At 64.4% G+C, this 13,476-nt stretch carries 12 protein-coding genes; 7 read left to right on the plus strand and 5 right to left on the minus strand.

Annotated features, from left to right (window positions below; all coding sequences use genetic code 11):
* Nucleotides 1-2 precede the first annotated feature (2 nt).
* Nucleotides 3-1,214 (minus strand): NnrS family protein, encoded by a 1,212-nt coding sequence (locus tag HAP40_RS32835; RefSeq protein WP_166813452.1) that lies wholly within the window; start codon nucleotides 1,212-1,214, stop codon nucleotides 3-5.
* Nucleotides 1,215-1,342: 128 nt separating this feature from the next.
* On the opposite strand from HAP40_RS32835, the gene HAP40_RS32840 reads away from it, so the two are divergent.
* Nucleotides 1,343-2,053, plus strand: a complete 711-nt coding sequence (locus HAP40_RS32840; protein WP_166813450.1) for a Crp/Fnr family transcriptional regulator — start codon at nucleotides 1,343-1,345, stop codon at nucleotides 2,051-2,053.
* A gap of 115 nt (nucleotides 2,054-2,168) precedes the next feature.
* Here HAP40_RS32840 and HAP40_RS32845 read toward each other — a convergent pair whose 3' ends face one another.
* Nucleotides 2,169-2,366, minus strand: coding sequence for a DUF1858 domain-containing protein (locus HAP40_RS32845; RefSeq protein ID WP_166813448.1), 198 nt, complete (start codon nucleotides 2,364-2,366; stop codon nucleotides 2,169-2,171).
* Nucleotides 2,367-2,562: 196 nt separating this feature from the next.
* Complete coding sequence (gene hemN / locus HAP40_RS32850; RefSeq protein ID WP_166813446.1) at nucleotides 2,563-3,915, minus strand: oxygen-independent coproporphyrinogen III oxidase; 1,353 nt, start codon at nucleotides 3,913-3,915, stop codon at nucleotides 2,563-2,565.
* A 156-nt stretch (nucleotides 3,916-4,071) separates the two neighbouring features.
* On the opposite strand from hemN, the gene HAP40_RS32855 reads away from it, so the two are divergent.
* From HAP40_RS32855 to HAP40_RS32875, 5 genes are all read left to right on the plus strand, one after another.
* Nucleotides 4,072-4,278 carry a hypothetical protein gene (locus HAP40_RS32855; RefSeq protein ID WP_166813444.1) on the plus strand — a complete coding sequence of 69 codons (207 nt, stop codon included), beginning with the start codon at nucleotides 4,072-4,074 and terminating at the stop codon, nucleotides 4,276-4,278.
* A gap of 230 nt (nucleotides 4,279-4,508) precedes the next feature.
* Nucleotides 4,509-5,633: a copper-containing nitrite reductase gene (gene nirK, locus HAP40_RS32860; protein WP_166813442.1), complete on the plus strand. Its 1,125-nt coding sequence runs from the start codon at nucleotides 4,509-4,511 to the stop codon at nucleotides 5,631-5,633.
* Nucleotides 5,634-5,686: 53 nt separating this feature from the next.
* A complete protein-coding gene (locus HAP40_RS32865; RefSeq protein WP_166813440.1) occupies nucleotides 5,687-6,565 on the plus strand; it encodes an SUMF1/EgtB/PvdO family nonheme iron enzyme in 879 nt (292 codons plus the stop codon).
* Between the two features lie 169 nt (nucleotides 6,566-6,734).
* A complete protein-coding gene (locus HAP40_RS32870) occupies nucleotides 6,735-7,760 on the plus strand; it encodes a Fe(3+) ABC transporter substrate-binding protein (protein WP_166813438.1) in 1,026 nt (341 codons plus the stop codon).
* Between the two features lie 55 nt (nucleotides 7,761-7,815).
* Nucleotides 7,816-9,462: an ABC transporter permease gene (locus HAP40_RS32875; protein ID WP_246741228.1), complete on the plus strand. Its 1,647-nt coding sequence runs from the start codon at nucleotides 7,816-7,818 to the stop codon at nucleotides 9,460-9,462.
* A gap of 206 nt (nucleotides 9,463-9,668) precedes the next feature.
* On the opposite strand, the gene HAP40_RS32880 is transcribed toward HAP40_RS32875, so the two are convergent.
* Together HAP40_RS32880 and HAP40_RS32885 are read right to left on the minus strand one after the other, a co-directional pair.
* Nucleotides 9,669-10,319 carry a 3-oxoacid CoA-transferase subunit B gene (locus tag HAP40_RS32880; protein ID WP_166813434.1) on the minus strand — a complete coding sequence of 217 codons (651 nt, stop codon included), beginning with the start codon at nucleotides 10,317-10,319 and terminating at the stop codon, nucleotides 9,669-9,671.
* Between the two features lie 68 nt (nucleotides 10,320-10,387).
* On the minus strand, nucleotides 10,388-11,095 hold the full coding sequence (locus HAP40_RS32885) for a CoA transferase subunit A (protein ID WP_166813432.1): 708 nt from the start codon (nucleotides 11,093-11,095) through the stop codon (nucleotides 10,388-10,390).
* Nucleotides 11,096-11,367: 272 nt separating this feature from the next.
* Here HAP40_RS32885 and HAP40_RS32890 point away from each other — a divergent pair, with 272 nt between their 5' ends.
* On the plus strand, nucleotides 11,368-13,260 hold the full coding sequence (locus tag HAP40_RS32890) for an AsmA family protein (protein WP_166819248.1): 1,893 nt from the start codon (nucleotides 11,368-11,370) through the stop codon (nucleotides 13,258-13,260).
* The last annotated feature ends 216 nt before the right edge of the window (nucleotides 13,261-13,476 follow it).

Genomic DNA, 13,476 nt, shown 5'->3' on the forward strand with positions numbered 1-13,476 from the left:
ATTCAGCGCGCCGGGGCGGCCATTCCCATGATGGCAAGTGCGCGTCGGCGGCTGCCAGCGAGCAGCGGACCGAACGCGATCGCAAATCCGAGGAACGCGACCACCCAGCCGCAGGCCGCAATGTGCAGCAGCGCATTGCCATAAGCGGGCAACGCCACCGCGGCGACGCGCGCCAGCGCCGCGATGATGATCGCGAGATAGATCCCTTGTGTCGCCGGCGAGGCCGTCAGCGCCTGTCCGGTGTGGCCGAGGCTTGCGCGGGTCATCACCGCAAGCGTCATGATTCCGGCCGCGCCCGTCATCCAGGCGTGAATGCCCGCGCTCGGCGCCAGCACGCCGAAGCCCGCCAACGCATTCAGGAGAAAGCCGAGCGGCACGAAGACGTACCCGACATGGAGGATCAGGATCAGCCGCTCGCGCGTGGTGCGGTCGCCGGCCCAGCGCGCAAGCCGCGCCAGATGCAGCCCGCCGACGAGCGCCATCGCGACGCCGGTGACGGCATTCAATGGCGCCACGATCCAGGAGATGAGTGCGAGCGCGCTGCACCCGATCACCGCGCCGTCGAAGCGTCCGAACGGTACCGGCAGGCGGCCGGGATTGAACTTGACCAGCCAGTTGCGGGTGAAGCTCGGGATGATGCGACCGCCGATCAGCGCAATCAACAGTACGACCACGCCGATGCCGGCGCGGATACCGACATCGGCCGTCCCTTCGAAATGCGTTTCGAGGTGAAAGGCGATGTTGCCGGCAAGCAGCACCAGCACGAGCGCCACCACGGGCAGATTGCGCCAGTTGCCGCCTGCGATGATCTCACGCGTGGCGGCGGCAACGACCAGCGCCAGGAAGGCGGCATCGACGAGGAGCGCGAACATCCAGCCGATGTCGGCAGACAGCGTCACCGCGACGCGCCCGGCAATCCAGACCACCAGCAGCGCAGCCAGCGAGGTGCCCTGGATCGGCAGCCGTCCGGTCCAGTTCGGGATCGCCGTGAACAGAAATCCGGTGATGACCGCAGGCAGGAAGCCGTAGAGCATCTCGTGGACATGCCAGTCGCGGGGGGCAAAGGCTGACGTCACCGACAGCTCGCCATAGAACATCGGCAGCCAGACCAGGATCGACAGGGCGGCCTGGATCGCGGCGAACAGGAAAAAGGGCCGAAAGCTGTTCGCAAACAGCGGCCAGCCCTCAAATTTGCGGGATCGGGCGCCAGCCATGGGTTCACTCCTGAAAATTCAAACCGGTGCCTGGAAAAATACTGCCGTCAGGCCGGCCCGTTTTGCGCTATCGCAAACTGCCCGACGATTGCAGGTGCCATCACACTCCCGAGCGCCAAGGAGACAGAATGGCCAAGGTCGACACATCGCTGGTTGCGCATTTGCCGCTGTTCGGGGGCCTCAAGCCGGAGGACCTCGAGGAAATCCTGCGCGAGGCCCGCTCGGCCCGTTACCCCAAGAACAGCGCCATTTTCGAGCAGGGGGCGGACGCGCAGTCCTTCTTCCTGCTGCTGCACGGCCACGTCCGCGCCGCCAAGACCACGCCGACCGGCGAGCAGATCGTCGTGCGTTATGTCGCGCCCGGCGAGACCTTCGGGCTCGCGATGGCAATCGGAGCCAACCGCTACCCCGCGACCGCGATGGCGGTCGACGACAGCGTGGTGCTGGTCTGGCCGAATTCGGCCTGGCCGCGTCTGGTCGAACGGTTTCCCTCGCTCGCCGTCAACACCATGCAGACCGTGGGCATGCGGCTGCAGGAGAGCCACACCCGCATCCTGGAGATGTCGACCCAGCAGGTCGAGCAGCGCGTCGCGCATGTGCTGCTGCGACTCGCCAAGCAGTCCGGCAAGAAGCTCGATCACGGCATCGAGATCGACTTCCCGATCAGTCGCCAGGACATCGCACAGATGACCGGCACCACGCTGCACACCGTCAGCCGCATCTTAAGCGGCTGGGAGAGCCAAGGCCTCGTCGAGAGCGGCCGTCAGCGCATCATCCTGCGTGAACCGCACAGGATCGTCGTGCTGGCGGAGCGGAGCCCCGACAGCGGCGCGGCATGAGAGAGGCGCCAGGACGTTTTTTGCTCGGGGTGGGAGCGAGGGGGCGCTCCGCTTACGGCGAAAGCGCGCCCTCGCCCGGGAACTCGCGCGCGTCCGGCGCGAATTCCGAAACCCGTCACGCCGGCACGCAGTCGCACAGCGCGGCGAGGAATTTCTCGCGGTCGACCCCATGCTCGCGGCAGGCGTCGTCTACCGTGTGGAACATCGCGATCGGACAGCCGACACACGCCATTCTGAAAGCGAGAAACACGCGGATCGTGTGCGGCGCGGTGCGCATGATGTCGTCGACCAGATCGTCGGATCGGAAAGACATGGACAACTCCGTTCCGAAACGACGATAGCGGAGCGGTTGGGAGGATCTTTGTTGAGGCGCAAGCTGTTGCCAGTTCCTCAGCTCGTCATTCCGGGGCGCGCCGCCATCCAAGTCGGCTCGCCGACTTGGATCTTCGTATCTGCCGAACTCGGGTAAACCCGAGTTCGGGTGGCGCGAGCCCGGAATGACGGAGAGACTACACCGCCCGGCTGTGAAGCTGCTTGCCCGGATCCAGATGCGCGTCGAACGCCGCCGCGACGCTGCGGACCAGGAAGCGCGAATCCCTTGCGACCGCGAGCCGGTCGCCCTCCAGCCTGACGACACCGTCGGAGATCAGCGGCTTCAGACGCGATGCCGATTTCAACGTCGCCTCGGGATCCGCGCCATGACGGGCGCAGATGCCGCCGACATCGGCGCCGAACTCGCACATGATGCGCTCGATGATGTCGGCGCGCAACCGGTCGTCGTCAGTCAGCCCATAGCCCTTCGCGGTGGCGAGGCGCCCGGCACCGATGCTCTGCGCGTAGGCGCCGATCTGCACCTCGTTCTGGACGTAGCCCTGCGGCAAATGTCCGATCGCGCTTGCGCCGAAACCGAGCAGGACCTCACCCTTGTCGGTGGTGTAGCCCTGGAAATTGCGCCGCAGCGTCCGCTCCTCAAAGGCCACGGCCATCGAATCGGCGGGTCGCGCGAAATGATCGAGCCCGACCTGCACGTAGCCGGCCTCTTTCAGCGCATTCGCGATCGCGCAACCCTGGTCGTGACGCGCAGGACCGTCGGGCAGGACGGCCTCGTTGATCATGCGCTGGTGCTTCTTGAAATCAGGCACATGGGCATAGCCAAACACCGAGAAGCGGTCGGGCGCGAGCGCGAGCGCGCGCCGGACCGTGTCCAGGCACGAGGCGACGGTCTGATGCGGCAGCCCGTAGATCAGGTCGAAATTGACTCCCGCGATATCGGCACGCCGGAGCATGTCGACGACGGACGCCGTCTGCTCGAAACTCTGCACGCGGTTGATCGCGCGTTGCACGACGGGATCGAAGCTCTGAACCCCGAGGCTCGCGCGATTGACGCCGGAAAGGCGCATTGCCTCCACCATGTCGGCGGTCAGCGTCCGTGGATCGATCTCGACCGCGATTTCCGCCGTCGGCAACACGAAGAATGCGCGACGCATCACGGCCATCAACTCGACGAGAGCTTCCGGCGCCATGATCGTCGGCGTGCCGCCGCCGAAGTGAATGTGCTCGACCTTGATGCGGCGGCCGATGGTGTCGGCCACCTGCTCGATCTCGCTGCGCAACGTCCGCTGATAGGCCGCGATCAGGTCGTCGCGGCGGACGATCTGGGTATGGCAGCCGCAATACCAGCACATCTCGCGGCAGAACGGCACATGCAGATAGAGCGACGCGCTGGCGCCTGCCGGGAGTTCGGCGAGCCAGCCCGCATAGGTGTCTCCACCGATCGCGGGCGAAAAGTGGGGGGCGGTCGGATAGCTCGTATACCGCGGCAATCTCTCTTCGCCGTAGCGCGCCGCAAGATCGACTCTCATGTCTTACCCATTCGTAGATCGGTGCCGCGCGTCGCGGCAAATCCCGGATGGCATTAGATTACCCGTTCCCGGACGAGCGACCTTGCGCTCGCTCAAAGTCCGATCGCCGGATTTGGCTAACGATGGCGTTTGATCATCGTTATCTGGAGATAGGCCATGGCGTCGTACGCGCTCGATCTCGTTCTCTGGCTTGCCGGCATCCGCGGCCACATCCCGCGCTTCGACGATTTCCGTCCTGTTCCTGCGGCGCCCGCAACCGGCGCAAATTATCTGATGCGCGTCCTGGCCATCATGGCCAGCGTGTTTGCCGCGCTGTCGCTCGCGGTCTGGGGCACAGTCTGGATGGCAATACGCCTGCTCTGATCGAGCCTGGGTTGGCGGCCGAATGCAATTCAACATGCGAACGATTTGCCGCTTGCGCGCCTGATGCCGCGACATCGGCTGTTCTCATCGTCGACGTCGCCCCGGGCGCCCCCTTAAGGAATTCACCGGAGGCAAATCCGGCAGAAGGTTGTTGCAGCGCAAATCATCTTGCCGTGATCGGCGCAGACTGCATCCGTCATCAAAATCACTTCAGATGAAGGATGCTTCCGATGTTCACCCGCAGAGCCGCACTGATCAGCGCCGCCGCGACAGCTCTGATGCTCGCGACACCCGCCTTCGCTGCCAGCGATCTCAAGCTGCCGCGGCAGAAGGTCGAACTGGTCGCACCGCCCTTCGTGCATGCGCACGAACAGGCCACGACACAAGGCCCCAAGATCGTCGAGTTCAAGCTCAACATCGAAGAGAAGAAGGTCGTCATCGACGACAAGGGCACCACGTTCCAGGCCATGACCTTCAACGGTTCGATGCCGGGCCCGATGATGGTCGTCCATGAAGGCGACTATGTCGAAGTGACGCTGGTCAATCCATCGACCAACACCATGCCGCACAATATCGACTTCCACTCCGCGACCGGTGCGCTCGGTGGCGGCGAGCTGACCCTGGTCAATCCCGGCGAGCAGGTCGTGCTGCGCTGGAAGGCAACGCGGACCGGCGTTTTCGTGTATCACTGCGCCCCGGGCGGTCCGATGATCCCCTGGCACGTCGTCTCCGGCATGAACGGCGCGGTGATGGTGCTGCCGCGCGAGGGCCTCAACGACGGCAAGGGCCACGCGCTGAAATACGACAAGGTCTACTATGTCGGCGAGCAGGACATGTATGTGCCGCGCGACGAGAAGGGCAACTTCAAATCCTACGATTCGCCGGGCGAAGCCTTCACCGAGACCGAAGAGGTGATGAAGAAGCTGATTCCCACGCACGTCGTGTTCAACGGCAAGGTCGGCGCGCTGACCGGCAAGAACGCGCTGACGGCGAAGGTCGGCGAGAACGTGCTGATCGTGCATTCGCAGGCCAACCGCGACAGCCGTCCGCATCTGATCGGCGGCCACGGCGACTATGTCTGGGAGACCGGCAAGTTCTCCAACGCGCCTGAGACGGATCTCGAGACCTGGTTCATCCGCGGCGGTTCTGCGGGAGCGGCGCTGTACAAGTTCCTGCAGCCCGGCATCTACGCCTATGTCACGCATAACCTGATCGAAGCCGCAAACCTCGGCGCCACCGCGCACTTCAAGGTGGAAGGCAACTGGGACGATGACCTGATGACCCAGGTGAAGGCGCCGGCGGAAATCCCGCCGCGGACACAAGGCGCCCTTCAGACCGGTCGCAAGATCAACTGACGAACCAGAAGGGGCCGGGAACAACCGGCCCCTTTTTCTTTCGGGGGATCATCATGCTGATCGCGTTCAAGCTGAAATTGGCGCTGGCCTGCGCGGCCGGACTCGCGGGACCGCTGGCGGTCGCGCCGCTCGTCTCCGAGATAGCGACGCACACGGCAGGTGGCGAGCCGGCGATCGTCGAGATCGCCGCGGGCAGCTTCCTCTATCGCGAGGCCGGCGATTTCACGCGCGCCGGACAGCAGGCCGAAGCACCGCTGCGAATGATTCGCTTCAACAGGCCGCTCCGCATCATGCGTGACCAGGTTTCCTCGGCCGACTTCCAGCTCTGCGTGCAGGATGGCGCATGCCGCGCGCTGGGCCGCGACGTCGCCGTCGCGCCGGATCGCCCTGCGGTGCAGGTGAGCTGGTACGACGCCGAAGCCTATGCGGGCTGGCTGTCGCGCAAGACCGGCAGGCATTATCGTCTGCCGAGCGACGAGGAATGGGCATTTGCCGCCGGCAGCCGCTTCAAGGATGACGGCGCGCCGGTCGACTCACGCGATCCTTCGAAGCGCTGGATCAGCCGTTACGAGCGCGAGTCCGAGCGCGGCTCCTCCGACACGACCGTTTATCCGTTCGGCAAATTCGGCCTGAACGAGCACGGCCTCGAGGACGTCTCCGGCAATGTCTGGGAATGGACATCGACCTGCTTCGTCCGCTCGCGGGTCGACGAGAGCGGCAATGCGATCCGCCCCACCGTGAATTGCGGCGTGCGCGTCGCGGAAGGCGTTCACCGTGCCTATGTCACCGATTTCATCCGCCACGCCCGCGCCGGCGGCTGCGCGCAAGGCGTGCCGCCCGCCAATCTCGGCTTCCGCCTGGTGCGGGAGGAGACGTCGTGGTTGGTCAGCGTGTCGCAGCGCCGGAGTAAGACGTGGCCGGTAAGATCATAGCGGCACGCATCATTTTCCCATGGACGTCTCGGTGCGCTACTTAGAATGAATCTAAATTGTATTTGGAATCCCTCTAAGTCATGTCCCTCGCGACATCGCGTCGCTGACTTCGCCGCAGCGGCTGCGCTACTCAATCGAACTTTCAATCGCGCGCCTGGGAGCAGCCCTCATGATCAATCTTCGCGTCCTCGCCGCGTCAGCGGCGGTGCTGAGCCTGACCTCGTCCTTCGTATCGAGCGCAGCCGCCAATGGCGAGGTCAACGTCTATACGTATCGCGAGACCAAGCTGATCCAGCCGCTGTTCGACGCCTTCAGCAAGGATACTGGCATCAAGGTCAATGTCGTGTCCGCAAGCTCCGGTCTGGAGCAGCGCATGAAGGCGGAAGGCGCCAACAGCCCGGCCGATGTGCTGCTGACAGTGGACATCGGCCGCATCGATGAGGCCGTGCAGGCGGGCGTGACCCAGCCGATCAAGTCGGAGGCGGTCGACAAGGTCGTGCCGGCGCAGTATCGCGATCCGGACGGACACTGGGCCGGCATCTCCATGCGCGCGCGCGTGATCTATGCCTCAAAGGATCGCGTCAAGCAGGACAAGATCACCTATGAGGAGCTTGCCGATCCCAAGTGGAAAGGCAAGATCTGCATTCGCTCGGGCCAACACATCTACAACAACGCGCTGTTCGCGGCCTATGCCGCCAAGTACGGCGAGGCAAAGGCCGAGGAATGGCTGCGCGGCGTGAAGGCCAATCTCGCGCAGAAGCCATCGGGCGGCGATCGCGAAGCCGCGCGTGACGTTGCGGCCGGCAAGTGCGACATCGGCATCGGCAACACCTATTACTGGGCGCTGATGATGAACAACGATCCCGAGAAGAAACCGTGGGCGGAGGCGACCCGCGTCATCCTGCCGACCTTCGAAGGCGGCGGCACCCACGTCAACCTCTCCGGCGTGCTGCTGGCCAAGCACGCCCCCAACAAGGCCAACGGCATCAAGCTGATCGAGTGGCTCGTCAGCGAGCAGGCGCAGCAGATGTACGCCGACCAGAATTACGAATATCCGGTTCGGTCCGGGGTCGCCATCAACTCCACCATCGCGGGCTATGGCAAACTCGGCCCAGATCCGTCGCCGATCGCAAAGATCGCCGCCAACCGCAAGGCTGCGGCCTCGCTGGTGGACAAGGTCGGCTTTGACAACTGATCTCTGGCGGCCGTCGTCTCTCAAATTGTCAGAAGCTAAGGGCGCACGGCCTCGCTTGAGAGGCCGTGCCCACGCCGGGCGCGCCGCAACAGCCATCGCGATCGCAACCGCGATCCTGGTCGCGGCGCCGGTGATCTCGATCGTTTCGCTGGCTTTGCAGCCGGCGCCCGATGTGTGGCACGATCTGATCAACTACGTGCTGCCGGCCGCCCTCCTGGATACTGCGCTGCTGCTCGTCGGAGTCGGCGCTCTCACACTTCTGACCGGCGCCGGCACCGCGTGGGTGATGTCGCGCCACGATTTTCCCGGCCGGGGCATGCTCTTGTGGCTGATGCCGTTGCCGCTGGCGATTCCGACCTATCTTGCGGCTTACGTTTATGCCGACCTGTTCGAACCGCTCGGCCTGGTGCATCGCACTTTGGCGATCTGGCTGCCGCTGCGCGATGCCCTCGGCCATCTCCCCAACCTGCGCTCGCTGCCGGGCGCCATCTTCGTGATCGGGCTGGTGCTCTACCCTTACGTCTATCTGTCGGCGCGCGCGACGTTCCAGGTTCAGTCTGCCGAATTCGCCGAGGCGGCCAAGACGCTGGGCGCCGGCCGATGGACCGTTTTCTGGCGCGTTTCACTGCCGATGGCGCGGCCGGCGCTTGCGGTCGGCGTGGCGCTGGTCGCGCTGGAAACGCTCAACGACATCGGCGCCAGCGAGTATCTCGGCATCCGCACGCTGACGGTCTCGATCTTCACCACCTGGCTCAACCGCGGCAGCCTTGCCGGTGCGGCGCAACTCGCATGCCTGATGCTTGCGATCGTCGCCGGCCTGATCGCGATGGAGCGTTACGGCCGTCGCAATGCCAACATCGAATTCTCGGCCGAAAGCCCGCATGTGAGGCAGCGGACGCCGCTCTCAGGCGCAAGAGCGTGGATCGCGATCGCGGTCTGCGTGCTGCCTGTGCTGATCGGCTTCGTCGTGCCGCTGTGCTATCTGGCGCATCAGGCTCTCGGTCGCGGACTGCTTGCAAATTTCGACCCGCTGCTGTGGCGCCACACCTTCCATTCGTTTGCCTTTGCAGCGCTCGCGACGCTCTTGGCGCTGATGCTTGCGCTCGCCACGACGATCGCGCACCGCTTTCGGCCCGATCCTCTGCAATATCTGGCGATGAGCATCGCGCAGACCGGATACGCGCTGCCGGGTCTCGTGATTGCCCTCGGCCTGCTGACCCCGGTTCTGGCGGTCGATAACGCGATGAGCGTGGTCGCCGCCTGGACCGGACATTCGCTGCCCGGGCTGATCCTGGTCGGCTCCGGGATGGCCGTCGTCATCGCCTATACGATCCGTTTTCTTGCCGTGCCCATCGGCATGATCAAGGCCGGGTTCGACAGCATCCCGCACGACTATGACGAGAGTGCACGCACGGTCGGCGCTGGCCAGGCAGTCATGTTGCGGCAGATCTATCTGCCGTTGCTCCGGCCCGCGATGCTTGGCGCCGTCATCATCATGTTCGTCGACTGCCTGAAGGAACTCCCGGCAACGCTGCTCCTGCGTCCCCTGAATGTCGAAACACTGTCGACGTCGATCTACCAGTTCGCAAGCCGCGGCAATTTCGAGGACGGCGCGCTCGCGGCACTCCTGATCATCGCCGCCAGCATCGGCCCGGTCGCCTGGCTGACCCGATTCTCCGAGGTGCCGAGCGGCCCCGCTTGAAGACAGGGGCACTTCATCCGCACATCCATGGCGCCTCGACCGATCGAGTTCGCATCGCGCGACTGATCGCGCGATCCCGTACTTCAGAGACATTCGTGCTTGATCGAGCGGCCACCATTGTCCGTCTTCACGAGGAATAGCGGCGCTCAGCCAAGATCGTGAGGACGCACAGACCGTATCGTGGTGTGCGCCCCAGCGTGTCTCGCTTACGTGTTCTTCAGCGCGACGCGGAATTCGGCGTCGGTCTTGGCCTTGACCTCGTCGAGCGAGACGCCGTCGGCGAGTTCGATCAGGGCCATGCCGCCGTTGCCGTGCTTGTCGATGGTGAAGACGGCGAGATCGGTGACGACCATGTCGACGACGCGCTCACCGGTCAGCGGCAGGTTGCACTGCTTCAGCAGCTTCGGACCGTCCTTGGCCGAATGCTCCATCACCACGACGACACGCTTGACGCCCGCGACGAGGTCCATCGCGCCGCCCATGCCCTTGACCATCTTGCCGGGGATCATCCAGTTGGCGAGATCGCCGTTCTGGGCCACCTGCATGGCGCCGAGGATCGACAGATCCATGTGGCCGCCGCGGATCATGCCGAAGGAATCGGCGCTCGAGAAATAGGACGTCGAGGGCAGCTCGCTCACGGTCTGCTTGCCGGCGTTGATCAGGTCCGCGTCCACCTCGTCTTCATATGGGAACGGGCCCATGCCGAGCATGCCGTTCTCGCTCTGAAGGCTGACGTCGATGCCGTCGGGGATGTAATTCGAGACCAGCGTCGGGATGCCGATGCCGAGATTGACGTAATAGCCGTCGCGCAATTCCTTCGCGGCGCGCGCGGCCATCTGTTCACGGGTCCAGGCCATTGTTGAGCTCCAGTCGATTCTTTAGTGGCGCATGATCTGATCGGAAAACCGGTGTCCACTTTTCCGGATCATGCGCTCGTGCGCGGGCGGGTGTTGCGGAATTCGATGCGCTTCTTGGCCGTGCCGACCTCGACGATGCGCTTCACGAAGATGCCGGGCGTGTGGATGTGGTCGGGATTGAGTTCGCCGGCCGGAACCAGATGCTCGACCTCGGCCACCGTGACCTTGGCGGCGGTCGCCATCATCGGGTTAAAGTTGCGCGCGGTCTTGCGGTAGATGAGGTTGCCGGCGGTGTCGCCCTTCCAGGCATGCACGATGGCGAGGTCGGCGAACAGGCCGCGCTCCATCAGATATTTCTCGCCATCGAACTCCTTCACTTCCTTGCCTTCGGCGATCAGCGTGCCGACGCCGGTCTTGGTGTAGAAGGCCGGGATGCCGGCGCCGCCGGCGCGGATGCGCTCGGCCAGCGTGCCCTGCGGATTGAATTCGAGTTCCAGCTCGCCGGCGAGGAATTGCTGGGCGAACAGCTTGTTCTCGCCGACATAGGACGAGATCATCTTCTTGATCTGCCGGGTTTCGAGCAGCCGGCTGAGCCCGATGCCGTCGACGCCGGCATTGTTGGAGACCACCGTCAGACCCTTGACGCCGGACTCGCGGATCGCGTCCGACAGCTCCTCGGCGATGCCGCAGAGGCCGAAGCCGCCCGACATGATCATCATGTTGTCTTTCAGAATGCCGTCGAGAGCCGACTTGGCGTCGGGATAGACCTTGTTCATGCAAATGACCTTCGACTGAACCTTCGGCTTGCGGGCGTCGCGCCTTGTTGGCGGCGATTATTAGGCGAAATCCTCCAAAGCCGTCAATGATACGGGGTTCTCCGTTCCGCCCCCGGGTGATAGAAGCTGCCCACGCCGTGGGCAGAATCGTCCGCGGCCTTGAAAGCGACAAGAAAACCCATCAAGTTGCGGGGGTTGGGCGTGGGCGCGCAGGTTTCCCGACCCGCCCTTCTGGCTCCAACGACCAACCCGATCAGGACATGCCATTGACCATGGCCCAAGGAATGAAGCGCCTCGGGACGCCGATCGCGGCGCTGCTCGGCGTGGCGCTGATCGCCCTGATCGCGACCTCCTGGCTCATCAACCGTGACGCGCTGCGCAGGGCGGTGGAAGCGCAGATCCGCGACGTGACCGGGCTCGAGCTCAGTGTCGCGGGCGCGATCGACATCTCGGTGCTGCCGGCGAGCTACATCTCCTTCCACGACGTCGGTCTCAAGGGCGGCGGCGCCAACGATCCCGCGCTCCATGTCGACGTGCTCACCGCTAACCTGCGGCTGCTGCCGCTGCTGCTGCAACGCTTCGAGATCGCCGACCTGACGCTGCTGCGGCCGCGCATCCATGTCAGCCTGAAGCCGGACGGCGAGAGCAACTGGACGCCCTTCATCCAGACCATTGCACGGACCATGAAGCCCGGCGCCGACAACCAGGTCTCGTTCTCCGAGATCAGGATCCAGGACGGCGTGCTCAATTACGAGGACGCTGCCACGCGCGGCACCGAGAAATTCGAGGATATCGACCTGTCGCTGGCCTGGCCCTCGATCTCGCGCTCCTTCGCCGCGACCGGGCAGTTCGACTGGCGCGGCGAGCGCGTCGACGGCACGATCAGCTTTTCCGATTTCCTCGCCGCCCTCTCCGGCGAGCGCTCGGGGTTGAAGGCGCGGATCGCGAGCGCACCGCTCAAGCTCGCCTTCGACGGCAGCGTCGCCAACCGCACCAGCCCGATGATGGAAGGCACGCTCACCATCGACAGCCCGTCCCTGCGCAACGCGCTGCGCTGGACCGGTCAGCCGCAGCCCGCCAGCGGCGGCTTCGGCCGCTTCGCGCTGAAGGCGCGTGCCAACGTCGTGGGCCCCTCGATCGCGCTCACCAACGTCAATGTCGAGCTCGACGGCAACACCGCCGAGGGCGTGATGACTTACGCCAATAACGGCCGGCAGACGCTGCAAGCAACCCTCGCCGCCGACGCACTCGACTTCACGCCCTATATCTCGACCTTCCGCCTGCTCACGAGCGGAGCGCGCGACTGGAACAGGCAGCTGTTCGATCTCAACGGATTGTCGACCACCGATCTCGACATGCGACTGTCGGCAGCAAAGCTGACGGTCGGACCCTCCAAGCTCGGCCGCACGGCGATCGGCGCGAATTTGCGCAACGGCGCGCTGGCGCTCTCGGTGGGCGAGGCCCAGATCTATGGCGGCATCGCCAAGGGCTCGTTCGGCATCACACGCGCCGACAACGTCGCCGACATCAAGGCGCAATTCCAGTTCACCGACGTCGACCTGCAGGCCTGCGCCTCCGAACTGTTCGGCCTCAACAAGCTGTCCGGCCGCGGCAACATCGGCGTCTCCCTGTTCGCCTCCGGCTCGAGCCCGTTCGGCCTCGTGCAGTCGCTCGACGGCAGCGCCACGGTCACCGGACATAACGGCGCGATCTCGGGCTTCAATGTCGAGCAGTTGCTCAAGCGCCTGGAGCGACGGCCGCTGTCGGGCGGCGGCAATTTCCGCAACGGCTCGACGCCCTATGACAGCCTCACCATCGCGGTGAAATTCTCCGACGGGATCGCCACCGCCGAGGACATCCGCATCGAAGGACCGGCCGCGAAGATCACGCTGACCGGCACCGCCTCCGTGCCGACGCGCGAATACGACATGAAGGGCGTGGCGAGCCTCAACACGACATCCGGCTTTCAATTGCCCTTCATGGTGCAGGGTCCGTGGGATGATCCCTTGATCTTCCCCGATCCCGAAAGCCTGATCCGACAGTCGCCTGCGGCGTCTCCCTTCCTCGATCTCCTGAAGCAACGCATTACCGGTGGCGGAAAGCGCCCCGCACAGGATGGATCGCCGACGGCTGAGAATGCCAAAGAAGGCGCCAAATCGAACTGAGATTACGAAGTGAGGGTTCGACCTGAGGATCGCGTCCGCCGAGCGGCGCGAATTGATCAGGGCGAATTGATGCGGCGATTGGATCGATGCGCGCATCAAACATCGCGATTGGTCCGACATTTCGCGACCTTCGTCTGACAAGATGGCGCTAGATCGGACTCCCGCCATGCGCTAGTGTTTTATACGACCGGTTAAAAACACCGGCCGTTTGAGGGA

Source organism: Bradyrhizobium sp. 1(2017), assembly GCF_011602485.2.
Classification (GTDB): domain Bacteria; phylum Pseudomonadota; class Alphaproteobacteria; order Rhizobiales; family Xanthobacteraceae; genus Bradyrhizobium.